Below are 20,252 nucleotides of genomic sequence, written 5' to 3' on the forward strand. Positions count from 1 at the left end.
GGGTTATCCTCCGCTGTGCCCCAACATCGGTGTCAGGGCAGTTATCTCGCTCAGGCGGGTGCGCACATCCCGCTCGGAGCCGAAGCCGTAACGCGCCCAGCCAAGACTGTCCAGACGCACCGCCTGCGCTTCGGCGCGGCGCCCTTCGATCTCAAGCGCTTCGGCTTTGAGCATCAGGAGCGTGGCCAGAAGGTTCGCGTTTTCCGAGCGGCGCACGACGGGCAGGTGGGAGTTGATCATGGTGATCGCCTCCAGCCCTTCGCCAGCGCTGATCTTATAGGCAATCAGGTTAACGGCCACATGAGCGGCATGCAGGCGCGTCTTGGGATCGGCGCGGTAATAGCTGTCGGCGGCCAGATAATTGGACAGGGCATAGTCACTGTCTGCTGCCGTGGCGAGACGGGCGACAAGGAAATGGCTGTAGCCGCGCCGCGGGCCGGTCCAGCCCGAGTTTTGTGCAATCGCAAGCGCTTTTGAAGCATGGGCGCGACGCTGCCCCATCGACGCGCGCGGTCCAAGCGCGCCTTCGATTGCTTCAATCCAGCTGCGGGCCGTAATCGGACGCGGGTCTGACGCGCGGCCCACACCGCCCGGATTGATCCGGGCCAGCACTTGCGGCAGCACGCGCGCCACGCCTTCGCGGGTCATGCCGTTGCGCAATTCCGGCGCGTAATAGGCGCGCAGGATCATCATATCGAACCCGGTTAGAACCGTGTGGATATTGTCATCGTTAAATATGCTATCGGGCAGGCGGTAGAGGTCATTCAGCGGGCCGAGGGCTTGGGCCAGCTCCTCGTGCAGGCAATCGCGGATTTCCTGCGGGCTGACATCGCCGGGCATGAAAATCCCGACCTTGTCGCGCTTTTTCAAACGTGCCCAATCAACCGACGCCGTGCGGCGCAGCTTGCGAAACTCGGTCCAGCTTTGCACATGGGGCACCACGAAACAGGCCGCGGCAGGCACCGAACCTTGCAGCGTCTTGCGGGTGATAACGTTGACGGTGATGTTGGCATCCGCCCGCGTGGTCTGGCGAATGTCGATCTGCGCCTCATTGCGGAGCCGCGCGAGCAGTTTCGTCAGGTCATGTTGCAGGCTGGACGGAGCCTCGCCTGCGACACGCACGGTGATCGGACCTTCAAAGCGGGTCATGTACGGCAAAAGCCGCCCGCTTTCCATCCGGAAGGTCAGGTCAAGAAAGTCGCGACCGATATCCTGATTGGAGCGTTGCGGGGCCGTGACTGGCGCGCTGGCAAAGGTTTTCATCGGCGGCAGGCTGTCGGGCAGGGCCGATGCGCGCGAAGTATACTCCATCGAGCCGCTTGGCATGCAGGCGGTCAAGAACATGATGGAAAGCGGAAAAAGTCTACGGAACATGGCTACCTTGCTGTCGACAGGATGTGGGGGAAGGGCCAATCAGAGGATGATCTTGTCAGGCATACATGTTGTCGGAAGCCAAAAGACCCCATCGCGCCCCACACGCAGAAAAGGTCAAAAAACGGCTTTAGAGTCAGGTGGTTGCCCAAAAAAAATCGTCCCAAAGATTGGTGCGTTGGCGGCAACATTCCAATGCAAGCAAGATCATTTGTAGACGAAATTGAATTAAGAGCATGGCAAATTTTAGATGCTTTGCCACAAAGTTGCAGAAAGGACTCAGGTGGGGGAAGGGGCTTGAATATCTTGGGGAAGCAGCGCGTTTGAGACCCACATATTGTCCCCGTCCCGGACCTGATCCGGAACGGGGACAATTGGCCATAATGTGTTAGTGATAAATGGCTGTCTGGCGCCCGTCGCATGACTGACGGATGTCCGCCTTCAAAGTGCTGTTGCCAAGCGCGTGAACCGGGCCATCTCTTGTATCATTAGGCGTCTCGCTTCGGGGACAATCGCCACAGAAACCAACATTTTCCGGAGACATCATGGATTTGACTGAGATTTTAGCCCTGATCGCAAGCCTTTCAGGAGAGCCTGAGATCCCAGATCAGTTCGCGCCCTATTTCGAAGGTGGGGCGGCTTCTGCCTATCCGATCACTGTTGTGCCCTGCCCACTGCCGTTGGCTCGTAACGAGATTGAGGGCGACACCGTCATTTGTGGCACCGTCAACGTGCCTGAGCGCCATGAGATGCCCGACGGGAAGCGGATCGATCTTTACTTTACGGTCATGCGTGCGCATTCGGCAGTGCCTGAGCCGGATCCGGTGCTCCATCTTCATGGTGGGCCGGGGGGCGGCGCTGTGACGAGTATCGAAATGTATGCCGGGATTTTCGAGCCCCTCCGGCGCACCCGCGACATCGTCATGTTCGACCAGCGCGCCGCAGTGCTGTCTTCCCAATCCACGACCTGCCGCGCGGCGCTGGATCAGTCTATTGGCAACGCCATCGACGGCACGTTCTCTTTCGTTGACGTCACTTCCGAGGACGGCTCACTCACTGCTGCCGATTTGCTGACCGAATGTGTGGCCGAGATCGAGGCCACGGGCACCGATCTTGCTGCCTACAATACCGTTGAAAACGCCAATGATGCTGTCGCCCTCATGGAGGCGCTTGGCTATGACAGCTACAATGTCCACGGGATATCCTACGGCACACGTCTGACCCTCGAAATCCTGCGCTCGCATCCCGAGAATGTGCGCTCGGCGGTGATTGACGGCGTCGCGCCGCTTCAGGTTGCGCTTTATGACACGCTGGCGCTGCCGGCTTCTGAAGCGATGGATATTCTGATTGATCAATGTGCCGCGGATGAGGCCTGCAACGCCGCCTTCCCGGATTTTCGGGAGGTTCTGACGGACACATTGAACCGCGCGATCGACGGTGAGCTGTTGTTGGCGGACGGCACGCCGGTTCCAATGGATTCGGTGATTATGCCCATGTATCTGCGCAACGGGACCTATCCCGATCCAAGCGATGCGACATCCACTTATCCTGCCTACATCTACGAGCTTGCACGCCTCGATGAGGGCGGCCCGACGCCCGTTTTGGATATGATCGAAGAGACGGAAGGCTATCCGCGCCGCCCGTCACCCCTTGAAGGGGTGCGGGACGGCTTGCTGGATGCCGAGGTGGCCGCTGTCGATGACGCCGAAGCCAGCGCAGAGATCGCGGCCCAAGCCAATATGGCGCTTGAGGGGGCGGTTGATGCGCTCAGGCAGCGGCGTGTGGAAATTAACGTGCCGCTCGCGCGGATTTTCGATGATGAGATGATCCAATTGGCTGGCGATGTTCTGGAGGATGACGACAAACGTCGCGCCGCCCTGTTGGGATATGCGCAACTTCGCGAAGGCCCGCCGAGCGCGGATGCGTTGCGCGGCTACGTCACCGACACCTTCCCCGCTGACAGCCAGCCGCGCCTTCTTGGCCTTGTCGATGCCATGTCAGACGCCGAGATCGCGGCGATTTTTGCAGATGTGCAGCGCGGCGTGCGCGACACCCTGTCGGCGGTGACCGGCGATTTGCATCTTTGGATCTATGCGTGTCAGGAAAGCATCCCGCATAACAGCATCGAAGGCTACAGGGAAACGTCAGCCGCGCTGTCGTGGCCACAATTCGGTTTGTTGTACGATGAAGCGGCAGAGACTTTCTTTGCCGCCTGCGAGGCGTTCACACCCCTGGAAATCCCCGATTTTCACGATCCGGTCGTGTCTGATATCCCGGTTCTGTCGCTTGGCAGCGCATGGGATGTGCAAACGGCCCCAAGCTGGCCCGCACTCGCGGCGGAGACACTGTCGAATGCGCAGGTCTTCCTGATCCCCGAAGCCGGACATGGCGCAATTGCGTATCAGGACTGTGTCGGTGATTTGACCCAGGCCTTTTTGACCGATCCGATGCGCAGCTTGCCAGACACTTGCGAGCAGGGCTCGCTCCCTCATTTCTATGTCCCAGAGTGACACAGCTCTGGCAGCGATTGCGCGGACGGGTATCGCCCAAGAAATTTAGCCGCGCGGCGCTTCACGCTGTCATCAACACGCAGCCAACAAACGCCGCTGCGTCCGAGACCCTGACATCCGCGCGCTGAATGTGGCCAAGTTTACCGCTGCCCGCGCGCCATGAATGCCAGGCGTTCAAACAGATGCACGTCCTGTTCGTTTTTCAGCAGCGCGCCATGCAGCTTTGGAAGCGCATTCGCACCATCCCGGCGCAGGTCTTCTGCGCTCAGATCTTCGGCCAAAAGCAACTTGAGCCAGTCGAGCACCTCGGATGTCGATGGTTTTTTCTTCAGCCCCGCCGTGTCGCGCAGTTCGTAAAACTGGGTGAGCGCGGTGGTCAGAAGGGCATCCTTGATGCCGGGGTGATGCACATCGACAATCTTCTTCATCACCTCCATATCCGGGAATTGGATATAGTGGAAAAAGCAGCGCCGCAGAAAGGCGTCAGGCAGCTCTTTTTCATTGTTCGATGTGATGATGACGACCGGGCGCTGGCGCGCTTTGACGGTCTCACCGGTCTCGTAGACGTGGAATTCCATCCGGTCGAGTTCCTGCAGCAGGTCGTTGGGAAACTCGATATCGGCCTTATCGATCTCGTCGATCAGCAAGACCGATTTGCCCTCGGCCTCGAACGCCTGCCACAGTTTGCCCTTGCGGATGTAGTTGGCCACGTCGTTGACCTTCGGATCGCCCAACTGGCTGTCGCGCAACCGGCTGACCGCGTCATATTCGTAAAGGCCCTGCTGCGCCTTGGTCGTCGATTTGATGTGCCACTCGATCATCGGCAAACCGAGAGAGGCCGCAACCTGCCGCGCCAGCTCGGTTTTTCCGGTGCCGGGCTCTCCTTTGACCAATAAGGGCCGTTCCAGCGTGACGGCGGCGTTCACGGCGATGGTCAGATCGTCGGTGGCCACATAACTCTCGGTTGAAGTGAATCGCATCGGCGCGCCTTTCTCACTGGTCGTGAGGCTGACATAGCTTGGCGCCGGAGCCGCATCAACTGTGACGTTTAGGGGCGTGACAACCCATGTGACCTGCGGTAGACGCTGCGCCAGAGGGAACCGGTAGAGGACATTTAGCCATGACATCAGCTGCCGGTCTGCAGAAGGGAGCAGACATGAAAGCCGAGGTTTTTTTGCCCGACGACTATCGTCCGGCGGAAGACGAGCCATTTATGAACGAGCGCCAGGTGGAGTATTTCCGGCGCAAGCTCATGGATTGGAAAAACGAGTTGCTGGCCGATAGCAAAGACACCATTGAGGGTCTGCAGGACGGCAGCCGTAACATCCCCGACATCGCGGATCGCGCGTCTGAAGAGACGGACCGCGCGCTTGAGCTTCGCACCCGTGACCGTCAGCGCAAGCTGGTCGCCAAGATCGAGCAGGCCCTGCGCCGCATCGACGAAGGCGAGTACGGATATTGCGAGGCGACAGGCGAGCCGATTTCGCTAAAACGTCTTGATGCGCGCCCCATCGCCACGCTCAGCCTTGAGGCGCAAGAGCGCCATGAGCGTCGTGAAAAAGTGCACCGTGACGATTGACGTGATCGCACAGATGTCTGGTATTTTGACATTTGAACGCCGGGGCCGTGGCTCCGGCGTTTTGCTTTGCGGATGAGCCTGATCGGGCAAAAGGTCACCGTTCTTGGTGGCGGCATCGGCGGTCTGGCTGCTGCGCGCGCTTTGGCGCTGCGGGGGGCAGAAGTGCGGGTGCTGGAGCAGGCCGCAAAGATTGCCGAGGTTGGGGCAGGGCTGCAAATCAGTCCCAACGGGATCGCCGTGCTGCGCGGGCTCGGGCTGGAAGAGGCCGTCACGGCCTGCGCCCGTCGCGCTGAAGCCATCCAATTGCGTAATTATCGAGGTGCCCCGGTGTTACGCATGGCCCTGCCGCAAGGCGATGCGCGCGGCTATTACCTGATGCATCGCGCCGATTTGATTGATCTGCTTGCCAAAGGCGCGCGCGATGCCGGGGTCGAGATCGTGCTGGGCGCCAAGGTCACCGAAATCACCCTGGACCCGACGGTTCTGCGCTTTGAAGACCGACAGACTGAAACCCCTGATCTGCTTATCGGCGCCGATGGCATCAACTCTGTCCTGCGCCCTGCGCTGAATGGCGCGGCCAAGCCGTTTTTCACTGGTCAGGTCGCCTGGCGTGCGCTGGTGCCGACACAGGTGGAGCACCCGCCTATCGCGTCACTTTATATGGGGCCGGGCTGCCATCTGGTCACGTATCCCTTGCGCGACCGCAAACTGATGAACATCGTCGCGGTGCAAGAGCGCGATGAATGGGCCGCCGAAGGTTGGGCCAACCCGGATGATCCCGCAAATCTGCGCGCCGCTTTCAGCGAATTTGCGCCCGAGGTTCAAGCCCTGCTCGCCCGCGTCGAGAGCGTCAAGATCTGGGGCCTCTTTCGGCATCCCGTCGCGTCGACCTGGCACAATGATAATGCCGCGCTGCTGGGCGACGCCGCCCATCCGACGCTGCCCTTCATGGCCCAAGGCGCCAATATGGCGCTTGAGGATGCGTGGGTCTTGGCCGATGCGCTTGCGGGCAGCGCCGACACTGATGCTGGTCTCATGGTATATCAGGCGCGCCGCCACCTGCGCGCCGCCAAGGTCATCGCCGCGGCCAACGCCAACGCCCGCAACTACCACCTGAGCTTTCCACCGCTGCGCGCCATCGCACATACGATCTTGCGCACCAGTGGTCGGCTTGCGCCGCAGGCGGCCCTGAAACGCTTTGACTGGATTTATCAGGAAGACGTTACGAAAGCCTGAAAGTCTTTTTGATCCGCGCAATCTCGGCCGGGTCTTCGAGCGCATGCTCTTCGGCATAGCTTAGCTTGCCGCCCAAATTGCCGCGCCGCTCGATCATGTTTTGACCGTGGTTTACAAGATAAAGACCCGCAGGAAAGTGGATCGGCTCCATCTCAAATCCATAGGTGGCCATTCGTGAAATGATCCGTTTATGTGATTTAAGTTCGTTGAGTAACGCTCTGAAATGTCTGGATTTACGAAAATCGAAATACGCAGCGGTAGAAGAGCCGCAGACGGTCCAGAACTCCGCCGTTTCCGGCCCCAAAGGCGCCAATAGATCTCGTCCCACATCGCGCAGATATCCGCGCTGCACATAATAGCCGGCGCCGTTATGATCGCGACAGATATGCGCAACAAGCTCTGGATGGAGCAGATCATCAGCATCGAGCTGGAAGTAATACCCGTCGGTTTTCAGCGTCCGCGCCATATGCGCAATGATCTGACGCCGCTTGTCGCCCTTGTCATAGAACTTGTCAGATACGGTTGATTTAAGGAATTGAATCTGATCGTCCGTCACAAGATCTGCGGGCATATTTTGACCACATATCAATGCCTTCCAAGACGAACTTGATTGTGATTTAAGCGCTGCTAGCGTGGCGTTCAAGTTGCGGCACACAATGTCCCAGTCCGGTGCGCGGCGTTTTGAGACCAACGGGATCGCGAAGACCACGATTGGTGTGTCTGATGGCGGCTGTATCGGCGTCATCCGCCGCCAGATCGACGCCTTCAGGCGCAATTGCCACGGCAGTTTGCCGCGAATGAAGTTCTTGAATCCGTGCGCCATCAGGCGGCCAGATCGACCCAGACAGGCACATGATCCGACGGCTTTTCACGCCCACGCACATGGGCATCAATCTGACAATCGCGCAGCAAGTCGGCGCATGAGGGCGACAGCAGGAAATGGTCGATGCGAATGCCGTCGTTTTTATCCCAGGCTCCGGCCTGATAATCCCAGAAACTGTAGTGATCGGGGCCGTGGACGCGGGCGCGGAACGCCTCGGTAAAGCCGAGGTTCAGAATCTTGCGAAACGCTGCGCGTGATTGCGGACGAAAAAGCGCATCCTCGCGCCAGGCATCGGGGCGCTTTGCATCCTCAGTTTGGGGAATTATGTTGTAATCTCCGGCCATTAGAAACGGTTCTTCAAGTTCTAAAAGTGCTTGGGCGCGTTCATAAAGACGCTCCATCCAAGCCAGTTTATAGTCGTATTTTGGCCCCGGTGCCGGGTTGCCATTGGGCAAATACAGCCCGCAAACCCGCACTGCCTGATCGCCCACAACCGTGGCCTCGATCCAGCGCGCCTGCTCGTCTTCATCGTCACCGGGCAAGCCGCGCGTCACATCCTCCAAGGGCAATTTTGACAGGATCGCAACGCCATTAAAGGATTTCTGCCCATGGGTTTCGACGTTAAGGCCGCGCTCTTCGAAAATCTCGCGCGGGAAGGCCTCGTCGACCGATTTGATCTCTTGCAAAAGCGCCACATCGGGCTGCGCTTCGTCCAGCCATTCGGGCAGCGCATTGATGCGCGCCTTGATGCCGTTGATGTTGAATGTCGCGATTTTCATGGCACCTCTTTCGCTGGTTGCCGTTTTTTTGACCGATGCGCGGGCAAGGCGCAAGCAATCGCGCGTCAAAGCGTCAGGTTTTTAGATTTTCCCCTGCAAGCGCGCTTCGAAATCCCTAGTTTATAGGGGGCATCACATATTGCGGGGGATCATCATGTTTAAGTTTCTGTTTGGCAAAAAGGCCGAAGAGGCCGTCGTCGTTGAAACGCAACGCGAGACATTCGAACGTCTTATCAATGAGTTGAACAACGCTCTTGATGTTCTGGACGCCAAGCCGACGATCACTGTGAACCCTGAGACCGGCCATGTCGGTCTGGTTTTGCCAGAGCATTTGCCGGACGAAGCGCTGTCGCTTCCCGCGCCTGCGCCGGAAGAAAAGCCGGTCGAAGTGACCTCGGACGAGGTTAAATCCACGGATGCGGGCGCTGCAGAACCCGATACGGTGATCGAAGACGAGCCCGCAAAAGAACCGATCAAGGAAGAAAAAGCCGCCTAAAAGGGTGCCTACATCGAAAAGCTGGTGCCGCAGCCACATGAACTGGTGGCATTCGGGTTGTTGATCACGAACCGCGCGCCGATCAGCTCTTCCGAGAAATCAATCTCGGCATCCGCCAGAAAGGGCAGGGAGACGGCGTCGATTACAACCTTTTCGCCGTCTTGTTCCAGCACGAGGTCATCGTCTTTGGCCTCGTCGAGCTCGATCTCATATTGAAATCCGGAACATCCGCCGCCTTCAACGGCCACGCGCAGGACTTTTCCCTGGTCGGACGCGCCGATCTCGGCCAAGCGCTCGAACGCGCGGGAGGTCACTTTGGGGGGCAGGGTCAGCATGATCTGTCGCCTTGGAGTTTCGTGTTGAACATGAATATATGGCCTTGGGACAGATGCCACAAGGATGCGCCGATGAATGCGCCTTATGCCTCCAATCCGCGCCAGGCCAGGGGACGGCTCAAAGCAGAGGAGGAAAGCAATTTTCGCTCGTGTTATCAACGCGATCGCGACCGGATTATCCATTCCAGCGCCTTCCGGCGGCTCAAGCACAAGACGCAGGTCTTTGTGGAGCATGAGGGCGATTACTTTCGCACGCGTCTGACCCATTCGATTGAGGTCGCGCAAGTTGCGCGGACGATTGCGGGTGCGCTGCAGCTGAATTCAGAGCTGACAGAGGCCGTCGCACTGGCCCATGATCTGGGCCACCCGCCGTTCGGGCATACCGGCGAGGACGCGCTGAATGCCCTCATGGTGCCTTATGGCGGGTTCGATCACAATGCCCAAGCGGTGAAAATTGTCACCTCGCTTGAGCGGCATTATGCAGAGTTTGATGGGCTGAATCTCACCTGGGACACGTTGGAGGGGATTGCCAAGCATAACGGTCCGGTCACCGGTGATTTGCCGTTTGCCTTGGCCGATTACTCGGCCCGACACGATCTAGAATTGCACACCCACGCGAGTGCCGAGGCGCAGGTGGCTGCCCTTTCCGATGACGTGGCCTACAACAATCACGATCTGCATGACGGGTTGCGTGCTCGGCTTTTCACCGATCAGGACATCGCGGAGTTACCGATCATCGGGTCCGCTTATGCGGCGGTCGACAGGCAATACCCTGAGCTTGGTGCTTACAGGCGGCGGCACGAAGCGCTGCGCCGTGTCTTTGGTGTGATGGTGGGCGATGTTATTGAAACATCGCGGAAAAATCTGGCGGGGTCCGGTGCGCAAGATGTCAGTGACATCCGCCATCTGGGCCGCCCCGTGATCCGCTTTTCGGACGCGCTTTGGCGCGATCTGCAACAGATCCGCGCGTTCCTTTTCACACGGATGTATCGCGCACCTAAAGTGGTGGAGATGCGCAGCGAGGTGACGGCGGTGGTCGAGGATCTGTTCCCGCTTTTCATGGCAGACCCTGCGCATTTGCCCCGCGAATGGCGCGAGGATATCGCAGCGGTACAAGACGAGACTGGACTGGCGCGGATCGTTGCGGATTATATTGCGGGCATGACAGATCGCTTTGCTTTGCAAGAGCATAAGCGGCTCTGCGGGGGTAAAACCGGGGAAGGGCATTTATGAAACGAGTTTTGATGGCGGCGCTTGCTGCTGTGATCGGATTGGGCGGGACGGCCTATGCCGCCGACACCCAAGGGCTGCAGCTGAAAGACGCAAATTCCAAGAACAAGATGAAGACAATCTCGGCGGATAAGTTTCCGGTGCGCCATGGCAAAAGCGGGTTGGTCTTTCAGGTCAGGGACGGCCAGTGCAAAGGCAACCGAACCTATGATGATTGCAAAGGCGGTCGAGAGCGCAGCGAGGTGCAAGACACTAAAGCCATCAAGACCGATACCGAGACATGGTATGCGTTCTCGTTGATGATCCCCAACAGCACGCCCCATATCGAGCCGTCAGGCACCATCCTTGCACAGTTTCAGGATACCAAGGGATCAGGTGAGATCACGCTGGGCTTCGAGATGTGGGGCGACGGGCTTTACATAGTCCAGGATGACCCGCGCACCCAGCAGGTCGACGATATGGACCCGCCCAAGCCGATGGTGAACAAGCGTTTGGTCTCGAACGGGCAGCTGCGTGGGCGCTGGCATGACATCAAAGTGCAGGCGGTTTGGTCGGTCCAGGAAAGTGGCTTGCTGCGGGTCTGGCTGAATGACCGTCTTGTGCACGAGCATCGGGGCCGGAACCTGAACCGGAACGTGGCGCCTGCGTTCAAATTCGGGGTCTATCGCAGTGGCCTCAACAAATACCGCGCGCAAAAAGGGGCGGTGCCGACCCAGACGGTCTTTTTCGACAGCGTCGCGCGTGGGCCAAGTCAAGCATCGGTGACGATCACCGATTGATTGACGCGGGGCGGCCCTGTGCTAAACCGCGCGGGCTGACTGAGGGCTGAGATATGAACCTGTTTACCGAGCTGCGCGCCACCGTTCTGGAGGCGCTGACATCGCTGCAATCCGAGGGTGTTCTGCCCGAAGGTCTCGACTTTGCCAACGTGGCGGTCGAGCCGCCGCGCGATGCGGCCCATGGGGACATGGCGACCAACGCCGCGATGGTGCTGGCCAAGCCCGCCAAGATGAAGCCACGCGACATTGCTGACGCGCTTGCCCAGAAGTTGACAGCTGTCAACTTCATTAACGTGGCCGAGGTGGCGGGGCCGGGGTTCCTGAACCTGCGGCTGGCGCCAGATATGTGGCAAGGTGTTGTAAAGAATGCACTTTCAGACGGCATGGCCTTTGGTCGCTCGACCTTGGGGAAAGACCAGAAGGTTAACGTGGAATACGTCTCCGCCAATCCGACGGGGCCTTTGCATGTGGGTCACACGCGCGGCGCGGTCTTTGGCGACGCGCTCGCCAGCTTGCTGGATTACGCCGGTTTTGACGTCACGCGGGAATACTACATCAACGATGGCGGTGCGCAGGTCGATGTCCTCGCCCGGTCGGTCTATCTGCGGTATCTTGAGGCGCATGGCCAAGAGGTGGCGTTTGAGGATGGCACCTATCCCGGCGATTATCTGATCGAGGTCGGCGAGGCGCTGAAAGCCAAAGTCGGAGACGCGTTTGTCGATAAGGGCGAGCAGTTCTGGCTGGAAGAGGTGCGGGACTTCTCGACCGACGCGATGATGGCGCTGATCCGGGAGGACCTGGCAGCGCTCGGCGTCGAGATGGATGTCTTTTACAGCGAAAAGTCGCTCTATGGCACGGGCCAGATCGAGGCGGCGATTGCCGATCTCGATGAAAAAGGCCTGATCTATGAAGGCACGTTGCCGCCCCCCAAAGGCAAATTGCCCGAGGACTGGGAGGCGCGCGAGCAGACGCTTTTCAAGTCGACGGATCATGGCGACGATGTGGACCGGCCTGTCAAGAAATCCGATGGGTCCTGGACCTATTTCGCGCCGGATATCGCCTATCATTATGATAAGGTTTCCAGAGGCTTCGACGCCCTAATTGATGTGTTTGGCGCCGATCACGGCGGCTATGTCAAACGGATGAAAGCGGCCGTGTCGGCGCTGTCGGATGGTAAGGTGTCGCTGGATATCAAGCTCACGCAACTGGTGAAGCTTTATAAAAACGGCGAGCCGTTCAAGATGTCGAAGCGGGCAGGCACGTTCGTGACGCTGCGCGATGTGGTGGATCAGGTCGGCGCGGACGTGACGCGGTTCGTGATGCTGACCCGCAAGAACGACGCGCCGCTGGATTTCGATTTCGACAAAGTGCTGGAGCAGTCGAAAGACAACCCGGTTTTCTATGTCCAATACGCCCATGCGCGGGTCTGCTCGGTGCTGCGCAAGGCGGCAGAGGCGGGGATTGCGGCGGATGACGCCACGCTCGCCGCCGCTGATCTGTCGGGCATGGCTCATGAGGCCGAGCTGCAATTGGCCAAGAAAATCGCCGAATGGCCCCGGCTGGTCGAGATTGCTGCGCGCAACAATGAGCCGCATCGGGTGGCGTTTTACCTTTATGAGCTGGCATCGGACCTGCATGCCCTGTGGAACCGGGGCAATGACGATGTGTCATTGCGGTTCTTGCAAGAAGGCAACACTGCCACATCTCAGGCGAAAATCGCGCTGATTCGGGCCGCAGCGATTGTTATTTCCAGCGGTTTGGGTATCTTGGGCATCAAGCCGGCAGAGGAAATGCGCTAACAAAACAAGCGCCCCAGCCCGGCAGAGGCAGTAGGTAAAACCGATTTGCGGGAAAAACCGCAAGCGGCAAGCAGTAGAGGCGCATATGGCAGATATGGAATTCGCCGGGGATTATGGCCGTGCTCCGCGCACGCATAAGGCCCATTTCGGACATCTTGTGAACTGGGCCGGGGCCGCCATGTCGGTGGCGCTGCTCGCAGGGATTGGCGTCTGGGGCTACAAGCTAATGGTGCGAGACGTAAATGGCATCCCGGTGGTTGCGGCGGTCGATGGCCCGATGCGGGTTCAGCCCGACAATCCAGGCGGCTTGCAGGCCGCGCATCAAGGATTGGCTGTGAACCACGTCAAAGCCGATGGTGGCGCTCAAGCGCCCGCGGACACGCTGCGTCTGGCGCCACGGCCTGTGGATGTGACCGAAACCGATGAGCCGGGTTTGGCCGCACCCGTCGAGCCTTCTGTGCAGAGCATGGCAGAGGCAGAGGATGCGTCCTTGGCCGCTGTTGAAGCGGCGGCACAGCCAGTGGCCATGACCGGCGCGCAAACGCCTGCTTTGCAGGTCCCTGATGTGCAGGCTGCTGCTGACGCGGTGGTGGCGCAGCTTTTGGAGGAGACGCCCGCCTTGACCGAACTGGCTCCGAAAGAGGGGCCCGGACTGGCGCGCTCGGACCGACCAAGTGCAAGACCCGCCCGTGCAGCAGTTCAGGTGGCCAGCGCAGACGCGACGACGCCTGTGTTGCCCGCCAGCATCGACGTGGATGCGGCTTCGGTCCCATCTGGCACGCGATTGGTGCAGTTGGGGGCCTTTGACAGCCCCGAGACCGCGCGGTCCGAATGGGACCGGATCACGACCCGGTTTGAGGGCTATCTGGACGGCAAGCAGCGCGTCATCCAGCGCGCCGAAAGCGGTGGGCGCACGTTCTACCGCCTGCGGGCCATGGGCTTTGCCGATCTGTCGGACGCGCGGCGGTTCTGCTCGGCCCTGGTGGCCGAGAACGCGGCCTGTATCCCGGTGGTGGTCCGCTAAGTGGCTCAGGGCGCTTGCATTTTCGGATGCGAGGGCCTGTCCCTTTCCGCAGATGAGCTCGCGTTTTACCGCGATTTTGATCCGTTCGGCTTCATTCTGTTTGCCCGTAATATCGACACGCCCGATCAGGTGCGCGCGCTGACCGCGCAGCTTCGGGAGGCTGTCGGGCGCGAGGCACAAGTGCTTGTCGATCAGGAAGGGGGCCGGGTGCAGCGGCTCCGTGCGCCGGAGTGGCGTGAGTGGGTGCCACCTTTGGACGAGGTTGCGCGCGCCTCCGATCCGCAGCGCGCCATGTTTCTGCGTTATGCGCTGATCGGGGCGGAGTTGCGGTCCGTAGGGATCGACGCAAATTGCGCGCCGATGCTGGACGTGGCCGAAGCTGAGACCCATCCGTTTTTGCTGAACCGCTGTTATTCAGACGATCCTGTCGCAGTCGCGAAAGTGGGGCGTGCTGTTGCGGACGGCTTGCTGACAGCAGGCGTCTTGCCGGTCATCAAGCACATTCCCGGCCATGGGCGCGGGCAGGTGGACAGCCATAAAGGCCTGCCGCGCGTGGGTGCAGACCGCGCCGCGCTGGAGCGGGATTTTGCGCCGTTCCGCGCGCTCCATGACCTCCAGATGGGAATGAGCGCCCATGTGGTTTACGAGGCAATTGATGCAGAGGCACCGGCGACGACATCCCCGGTGATGGTCTCGCTGATCCGCGAGGAGATCGGCTTTGGCGGTTTGCTGATGACGGATGATCTGTCGATGCAAGCGCTCAGCGGCACTGTGGCAGAACGCGCGACCGCATCATTGGCCGCCGGGATCGACGTAATTTTGCACTGCAACGGTGATCTGGACGAGATGCGCGCGGTAGCGGAGGCGTCTGGGGCGATGGGTGCCACAGCGCAGGCGCGCGCGGACGCTGCGATTGCAGCGCGGCCCGCGCCAACACAGATTGACATTTCCGCACTTGAGGCGGAGTTTTCGGGCTTAACCCGTGGACCGACCCATGTCTGATCTGAGTGACTCTGTTGAACCGATTGCCGTTGCCGACCGCCTTGCAGCGGAAGCGCTGATTGTCGATGTGGACGGCTTCGAAGGGCCGCTTGATCTGCTTCTGACGCTGTCGCGGACGCAAAAGGTCGACTTGCGGAAAATCTCTGTGCTGGAGCTGGCCCGGCAATATCTTGCGTTTATCGAGAAGGCGAAAGAGCTGCGGATCGAGCTGGCCGCCGATTATCTGGTCATGGCGGCGTGGCTGGCTTTCCTGAAATCACGGCTATTGCTGCCCCCCGACCCGACAGAGGAAGGCCCCTCGGGCGAGGAACTGGCTGCGCATCTTGCGTTCCAGTTGGAGCGGTTGCAGGCGATGCGCAAGGCCTCGGCCGAGCTTATGGCGCGCAACCAGTTGAACCGGGATTTCTTCGCGCGCGGGATCACGCAAGACGTCACGCGGGTGCGGCGGGTGACCTATACCGCCACGCTGCTGGACCTGATGCAGGCCTATGCGCGCACCCGCACGAAGGATGAGTTCCGCCCGTTTGTCTATGACCGCGAGAGCGTCTTCACAATGGAGCAGGCGCTGGACCGCATGCGCGGGCTGATCGGCTATGCGGGGGAGTGGACGGACCTGCTGTCCTATCTGCCCGAAGGCTGGGAGACGGACCCGAAAAAGCGCCGCTCTGCCACGGCGGCGAATTTTGCGGCCTCGCTGGAATTGGCGAAGGCCGGTCAGATCGAATTGCGCCAAGGCGAGACCTTTGCGCCCATTCAGATACGGAAGAAACACGATGGATGAGGTGAACGAGAGCCTCTTTGAAGCGCCGCCCATGGCGGAGCAGGAGCGGATGGTGGAGGCGATCCTGTTCGCCACCGCCGAGCCCGTGACCGTGCGCGATTTGCAGGGGCGCATGCCGCACGGATGTGACGCCGCCGAGGCGTTGGTGCATTTGCGCAAGCGCTATGAGGGCAGGGGCGTGAACGTGGTTAAGGTGGGCGACGCTTGGGCGATGCGCACGGCTGGCGATCTGGGCTTCCTGATGCAAAAGGAAACTGTCGAGACGCGCAAGCTGAGCCGTGCCGCGATCGAGACCTTGGCCATCATCGCCTATCACCAGCCCGTGACGCGCGCCGAGATTGAGGAAATCCGCGGTGTAAGCGTCTCGCGTGGGACGATTGATCAGCTGTTGGAGATGGAGTGGATCAGGCTGGGCCGCCGCCGCATGACCCCCGGACGGCCCGTGACGTTTGTGGTCACGCAGGGCTTTCTGGATCACTTCGGCCTTGAAGCCGCCCGCGATCTGCCGGGGCTCAAGGAACTGCGCGCCGCAGGGCTGTTGGAGAACCGCCCACCCCCCGGCACTGGTTTGGGCGAGGCAGGCGACCTAGATGACAATGAAGACGACGATCAAAGCGAACTCTTTGAGGAGTAAAAGCAATGAATGCCAATCAGATCATCAATATGGTCCTGCGCATGGTGATGCGTCGGGTCATCGGCATGGGGGTCAACAAGGGGATTGATATGGCCACGAAACGCGGCGCGAAAGACCCCAAGGACATGACGCCGGAAGAGCGGATGCAGGCCCAGCAGGGGAAAGAGGCTGCGAAGAAAGCGCGTCAGACGGCGAAACTACGGCGGATGGGGCGGTTTTGAGGGGACAGGGTTCTTGCGTTGTTAAGAGATCATGTGAATTAGAAACAGACAACGAAGCGTATTCCGTTGTTTATAGATTCCCCTCCAAGTTTAAGTGCCCGAGCAATGATTTTTATAAGCTACGTTAGTGAAGACAGATCACGTGTCATGCCGTTTTACGATTTGTTGGACGCGCATAATTTAAACCCATGGATGGATCATAAGAGCATACTGAGTGGCCAGAACTGGGACTACGAGATTACAACAGCGCTTGAACGCTGTGACATCATAATCATTTTCGTTTCTCAGAATTCTGTGGATAAGAGAGGGTATGCACAGAAAGAAATCAGCTTTGCGCTAGAAAAAATCAAAGAGAAGCTGAAAGGTGATATTTACGCGATCCCGGTGCAGCTTGATCGCGTTGACTTCCCGGAACAGTTAAAAGGCATTCAATTTCTTCAGGCATACAATAAAGAACAGTCAGAAGTTGAGGCAGAGCTGCTGAGGTCTCTCAATGCCGCACAGAAAAAGTCGCTAGAGATAGCCTCGGATGCGCAATTGAAAGCAGAGGTACGTTGGCTGATCGAAGACTCCGAACTCAAGTACAATGGTATTCCTGGCTTTTCTACAAGTGTTCAACGGATCCGACTGTCCTCTACCAAATACGCTCAGCTCAAGGACATTGAAGATCACATCAATGGATCATTAGCTCGACATGCGATGGATGCTCGTTATTCCACACTCGAACCGCAGCCCTCGTTTTATAACTTGATGCAAGATGAGTGGAAAAGAACCAATACCTTCGACGCCATCTTTGGATCGGCAGATGTCGTCGGCAGAGTAATTTCGGTTGGGTACAGCCTACACTGGTATAGCGCTGGCGCGGCACACCCCGTACATGCGCCAAAGTCATTCAATTATCTATTAGAGCCAATCATACACTTACCTTCAATCAGAAACTTGTTTCAAAGCGATGATGCGCTCGGGCCGGTTCAAGCTCATGTGCAGCGGTTACTAGCGTCAGAACTAAAATTGAATGAAGCTGATTCATTCGATTTGAATTGGGTATGCGAAGGAACAAAAGACTGGGATTCTCTGTCCAATTTCATGCTCACCAAAGATGGCATTACCGTTGTTTTTGGATCATACCAAGTGGCTGCCTATGCTCTTGGAATGCCAAGAATAACTATCCCCTATGAGTTAGTTGTTGATTTACTTAATGAAAGTGTACTTCACGCTTTAGGACTGTACCGTACTGCGTAGTGCAAACCTCACGAAGACCCGTCGAACCAGCGCCTAGAGAAGTTAGCACGCACTGAAGCAGTCTTATACCCACTAAACCGCCTTAAAGTGCTTGCTCAACTTCAACCCTTGGCCTTGATAGTTCGACGCGATGCCGGCACCGTATAGCTGTTCCGGCACCTCGGCCATGCGCTCATAGACCAAACGACCGACGATCTGGCCGTGCTCCAAGACAAACGGCGCCTCATGGCAGCGGACTTCGAGGACGCCGCGCGAGCCTGCGCCTCCGGCGTCGTCATGGCCGAAGCCGGGGTCGAAGAAACCGGCGTAGTGGACGCGGAATTCGCCGACCATGGCGAGGTAGGGCGCCATTTCGGCGGCGCAGTCAGGGGGGATGGTGACGGCCTCTTGGGACACCAGAATGTAGAATGCACCGGGATCTAGGATGATGCAGCCCTCGGTCGTGTGGATGGGCTCCCAGTATTCCGACGGCTCGTAATGGGCGATTTTGTCCAGATCGATCACGCCGGTGTGGGGCTTGGCGCGGAAGCCGACCAGATCGCCAACCTCGGGGCGCAGATCGACGGAGAAGCCGAGGCCTTCGTCGATATGGGCGTCGCCGGAGACAAGCGATTCCTGTGCGTGTAGGTCGCGGAGTTCCAGATCGGACAGCACGGCTTGACCCTTGCGGAACCGGATCTGGTTGAGGCGTTGGCCGGGGCGCACGACGACGCTGAAGGAACGCGGGCAGATTTCGGCATAAAGCGGACCGGTGTAGCCGGGGGCGATGCGGTCAAACTCGACCCCTTCATCAGTGATCGTGCGGGTGAGCAGATCGAGCCGCCCGGTGGAGCTTTTCGCGTTGGCGACGGCTTGAACGCCATCGGGCAACGCAAGGCTTTCCATCAGCGGCACGACATAGACCGCGCCTTTTTCAAGGACTGCACCCCCGGTGAGGTCAATGCGGTGCATCTCAAATTCGGACAGACGGTCCTCGACCGTGTTGCCAGCACCTGCGAGAAAGGAGGCGCGGACGCGGTAAGCGACTGTTCCCAAACGCAGATCAAGGCTGGCGGGCTGGATTTGCTCAGGTGTGATGGCGGGGCTGCCGGACAGGGTGCCATCTGCAATCATGGCTTTGAGCGCTTGGCTGGGTAGAACGCCGGTCATGGTTTTAGCCCCTTCAATATGCAAACCGCCCGCAGCGCTGGGTGCGCGGCGAGCGGTGTGATTTGGTCGGGCTAGCAGGACTCGAACCTGCGACCTTCCGTCCCCCAGACGGACGCGCTACCAGGCTGCGCCATAGCCCGACTGGCGTGCAGTCATAACGATTTTGCGGCAGGGGGCAAGCGGGGAATCGCAGCAATTTAGCCGCGCACGCCGTGGTCGGTCATTTGCGCGCGCAGCGCTTTGAGACGTGTCAGAAGCGGGATGATCTGATCGGCTTTGGACGCAAGCTCTGCCGGGGTGCGGGAGAGTGCGAGGCCAATGGCAGAAGCCGCGTGCGGTGCGTCACCGGGCGTATCGTCGGGGATATCTGCGATCTCTACAATGCGCGGCTTGGGCGCGGTTGGCTCCGGCGCTGGGTCTTGCACGGCAGGGGCCGGTTCTGGCGCGGCCTCTTGCGGCTCTGGCTCGGGTGCGGGGCCGGGCGCTGGCGGTGTGGCAGGCTCAGTAGCGGCGGCAGGCTCTGGCGCGACTGTCGGCTCGAACGCGACGACATTGTCGTCTTCCGCAGTTTCAGGCGTTGCTTCGTGAACGATGTCATCAGCGCCATCAATCATCGGCGAATGCGCGGTGACCGCGCTGATCCCATCTTCGCGGATCATGCTTTGGACAGCCTTGATCGTTTGCCCCTGATCATGGAGCAACATTTTGATTCCGCCCAGTAATTCCATATCTGCCGGACGGTAATAGCGCCGCCCGCCCGCCCGTTTGACGGGTTTCACCTGAGTGAACTTGCTTTCCCAGAATCGCAACACATGGGGGGCCACATCGAGCCATTCAGCGACCTCGGAGATGGTGCGGAAGGCGTCGGGGGCTTTGCCCATGATGCGGTGTCCTACTTGCTGTTTCCGGTCGCCACGCGATCTTTCATAAGATGCGAGGGGCGGAAGGTGAGCACGCGACGGGGATGGATCGGAACTTCCTCGCCGGTCTTGGGGTTGCGGCCCACGCGGGCGGCTTTGTCACGCACGCTGAACGTGCCGAAGGAGGAGATTTTCACCGTCTCACCCGCTACCAGCGCGTCAGACATGTGATCCAGAACCGACTCAACCAGTTGAGAAGATTCGTTTCGAGACAGACCCACTTCGCGGAAAACCGCTTCGCTCAAATCCATCCGAGTCAGCGTTTTATCAGACATGTCACCCCCTTAGCTTTCCAGTCACACTAAGGCGCGGGCAATTTCCGAGTCAATATCAATGACTTGC

21 protein-coding genes and 1 tRNA gene are annotated in these 20,252 nt (G+C 59.2%); 13 read left to right on the forward strand and 9 right to left on the reverse strand.

Annotated features, from left to right (window positions below):
- Positions 1-3: 3 nt before the first annotated feature.
- Positions 4-1,374: a DUF2927 domain-containing protein gene (locus tag KUW67_RS02120; protein WP_224823611.1), complete on the reverse strand. Its 1,371-nt coding sequence runs from the start codon at positions 1,372-1,374 to the stop codon at positions 4-6.
- Positions 1,375-1,916: 542 nt separating this feature from the next.
- Between KUW67_RS02120 and KUW67_RS02125 the strand changes: the two genes are divergently transcribed.
- Positions 1,917-3,881, forward strand: coding sequence for an alpha/beta hydrolase (locus tag KUW67_RS02125; RefSeq protein WP_224823612.1), 1,965 nt, complete (start codon positions 1,917-1,919; stop codon positions 3,879-3,881).
- 140 nt (positions 3,882-4,021) lie between these two features.
- Here the strand turns inward: KUW67_RS02125 and KUW67_RS02130 are convergent, their stop codons facing one another.
- Positions 4,022-4,861 carry a MoxR family ATPase gene (locus tag KUW67_RS02130; RefSeq protein WP_224823811.1) on the reverse strand — a complete coding sequence of 280 codons (840 nt, stop codon included), beginning with the start codon at positions 4,859-4,861 and terminating at the stop codon, positions 4,022-4,024.
- Between the two features lie 176 nt (positions 4,862-5,037).
- Here KUW67_RS02130 and dksA point away from each other — a divergent pair, with 176 nt between their 5' ends.
- Both dksA and KUW67_RS02140 read left to right on the forward strand, forming a co-directional pair.
- Positions 5,038-5,460 carry an RNA polymerase-binding protein DksA gene (dksA, locus tag KUW67_RS02135; RefSeq protein WP_224823613.1) on the forward strand — a complete coding sequence of 141 codons (423 nt, stop codon included), beginning with the start codon at positions 5,038-5,040 and terminating at the stop codon, positions 5,458-5,460.
- Positions 5,461-5,532: 72 nt separating this feature from the next.
- Positions 5,533-6,696, forward strand: a complete 1,164-nt coding sequence (locus KUW67_RS02140; RefSeq protein ID WP_224823614.1) for an FAD-dependent monooxygenase — start codon at positions 5,533-5,535, stop codon at positions 6,694-6,696.
- On the opposite strand, the gene KUW67_RS02145 is transcribed toward KUW67_RS02140, so the two are convergent.
- The gene (locus KUW67_RS02145) at positions 6,683-7,519 is read right to left on the reverse strand and encodes a glycosyltransferase family 2 protein (RefSeq protein ID WP_224823615.1); all 837 of its coding nucleotides are present in this window, start codon (positions 7,517-7,519) and stop codon (positions 6,683-6,685) included. The two genes, KUW67_RS02140 and KUW67_RS02145, sit on opposite strands and share 14 nt — an antisense overlap.
- Positions 7,519-8,298: an exodeoxyribonuclease III gene (xth, locus tag KUW67_RS02150; protein WP_224823616.1), complete on the reverse strand. Its 780-nt coding sequence runs from the start codon at positions 8,296-8,298 to the stop codon at positions 7,519-7,521. The genes KUW67_RS02145 and xth overlap by 1 nt, the downstream gene beginning before the upstream one ends.
- 154 nt (positions 8,299-8,452) lie before the next feature.
- Here xth and KUW67_RS02155 point away from each other — a divergent pair, with 154 nt between their 5' ends.
- Positions 8,453-8,794 carry a hypothetical protein gene (locus tag KUW67_RS02155; RefSeq protein ID WP_224823617.1) on the forward strand — a complete coding sequence of 114 codons (342 nt, stop codon included), beginning with the start codon at positions 8,453-8,455 and terminating at the stop codon, positions 8,792-8,794.
- Between the two features lie 8 nt (positions 8,795-8,802).
- On the opposite strand, the gene KUW67_RS02160 is transcribed toward KUW67_RS02155, so the two are convergent.
- Positions 8,803-9,129, reverse strand: a complete 327-nt coding sequence (locus KUW67_RS02160; RefSeq protein WP_224823618.1) for an iron-sulfur cluster assembly accessory protein — start codon at positions 9,127-9,129, stop codon at positions 8,803-8,805.
- Between the two features lie 72 nt (positions 9,130-9,201).
- On the opposite strand from KUW67_RS02160, the gene KUW67_RS02165 reads away from it, so the two are divergent.
- The 9 genes from KUW67_RS02165 to KUW67_RS02205 all read left to right on the forward strand — a co-directional run bounded on the left by KUW67_RS02165 (position 9,202) and on the right by KUW67_RS02205 (position 17,841).
- Positions 9,202-10,362 carry a deoxyguanosinetriphosphate triphosphohydrolase gene (locus KUW67_RS02165; RefSeq protein ID WP_224823619.1) on the forward strand — a complete coding sequence of 387 codons (1,161 nt, stop codon included), beginning with the start codon at positions 9,202-9,204 and terminating at the stop codon, positions 10,360-10,362.
- Positions 10,359-11,138 (forward strand): polysaccharide lyase, encoded by a 780-nt coding sequence (locus KUW67_RS02170; protein WP_224823620.1) that lies wholly within the window; start codon positions 10,359-10,361, stop codon positions 11,136-11,138. Before KUW67_RS02165 ends, KUW67_RS02170 begins: the two co-directional genes overlap by 4 nt.
- 53 nt (positions 11,139-11,191) lie before the next feature.
- A complete protein-coding gene (argS, locus tag KUW67_RS02175) occupies positions 11,192-12,937 on the forward strand; it encodes an arginine--tRNA ligase (RefSeq protein WP_224823621.1) in 1,746 nt (581 codons plus the stop codon).
- Positions 12,938-13,022: 85 nt separating this feature from the next.
- Entirely contained in the window at positions 13,023-13,961 is a 939-nt protein-coding gene (locus tag KUW67_RS02180; RefSeq protein ID WP_224823622.1) for an SPOR domain-containing protein, read from the forward strand.
- Entirely contained in the window at positions 13,962-14,963 is a 1,002-nt protein-coding gene (locus tag KUW67_RS02185) for a glycoside hydrolase family 3 N-terminal domain-containing protein (protein ID WP_224823623.1), read from the forward strand.
- Positions 14,956-15,744 carry a ScpA family protein gene (locus KUW67_RS02190; RefSeq protein WP_224823624.1) on the forward strand — a complete coding sequence of 263 codons (789 nt, stop codon included), beginning with the start codon at positions 14,956-14,958 and terminating at the stop codon, positions 15,742-15,744. Before KUW67_RS02185 ends, KUW67_RS02190 begins: the two co-directional genes overlap by 8 nt.
- Positions 15,737-16,378: an SMC-Scp complex subunit ScpB gene (scpB, locus tag KUW67_RS02195; protein WP_224823625.1), complete on the forward strand. Its 642-nt coding sequence runs from the start codon at positions 15,737-15,739 to the stop codon at positions 16,376-16,378. The genes KUW67_RS02190 and scpB overlap by 8 nt, the downstream gene beginning before the upstream one ends.
- A gap of 5 nt (positions 16,379-16,383) precedes the next feature.
- Positions 16,384-16,599 carry a hypothetical protein gene (locus KUW67_RS02200; RefSeq protein WP_224823626.1) on the forward strand — a complete coding sequence of 72 codons (216 nt, stop codon included), beginning with the start codon at positions 16,384-16,386 and terminating at the stop codon, positions 16,597-16,599.
- Positions 16,600-16,704: 105 nt separating this feature from the next.
- Positions 16,705-17,841, forward strand: coding sequence for a TIR domain-containing protein (locus KUW67_RS02205; protein WP_224823627.1), 1,137 nt, complete (start codon positions 16,705-16,707; stop codon positions 17,839-17,841).
- A 72-nt stretch (positions 17,842-17,913) separates the two neighbouring features.
- Here the strand turns inward: KUW67_RS02205 and KUW67_RS02210 are convergent, their stop codons facing one another.
- The 4 genes from KUW67_RS02210 to ihfA all read right to left on the reverse strand — a co-directional run bounded on the left by KUW67_RS02210 (position 17,914) and on the right by ihfA (position 20,185).
- Entirely contained in the window at positions 17,914-18,990 is a 1,077-nt protein-coding gene (locus KUW67_RS02210) for a 2'-deoxycytidine 5'-triphosphate deaminase (RefSeq protein ID WP_224823628.1), read from the reverse strand.
- A 63-nt stretch (positions 18,991-19,053) separates the two neighbouring features.
- Positions 19,054-19,130 (reverse strand) — tRNA-Pro (locus KUW67_RS02215).
- 57 nt (positions 19,131-19,187) lie between these two features.
- Positions 19,188-19,871 carry a MerR family transcriptional regulator gene (locus KUW67_RS02220; protein WP_224823629.1) on the reverse strand — a complete coding sequence of 228 codons (684 nt, stop codon included), beginning with the start codon at positions 19,869-19,871 and terminating at the stop codon, positions 19,188-19,190.
- Between the two features lie 11 nt (positions 19,872-19,882).
- Positions 19,883-20,185 carry an integration host factor subunit alpha gene (gene ihfA / locus KUW67_RS02225; protein WP_224823630.1) on the reverse strand — a complete coding sequence of 101 codons (303 nt, stop codon included), beginning with the start codon at positions 20,183-20,185 and terminating at the stop codon, positions 19,883-19,885.
- Between the last annotated feature and the right edge of the window lie 67 nt (positions 20,186-20,252).

It is taken from the genome of Cognatishimia sp. MH4019, from assembly GCF_020177595.1.
Taxonomy (GTDB): domain Bacteria; phylum Pseudomonadota; class Alphaproteobacteria; order Rhodobacterales; family Rhodobacteraceae; genus JAHTBL01.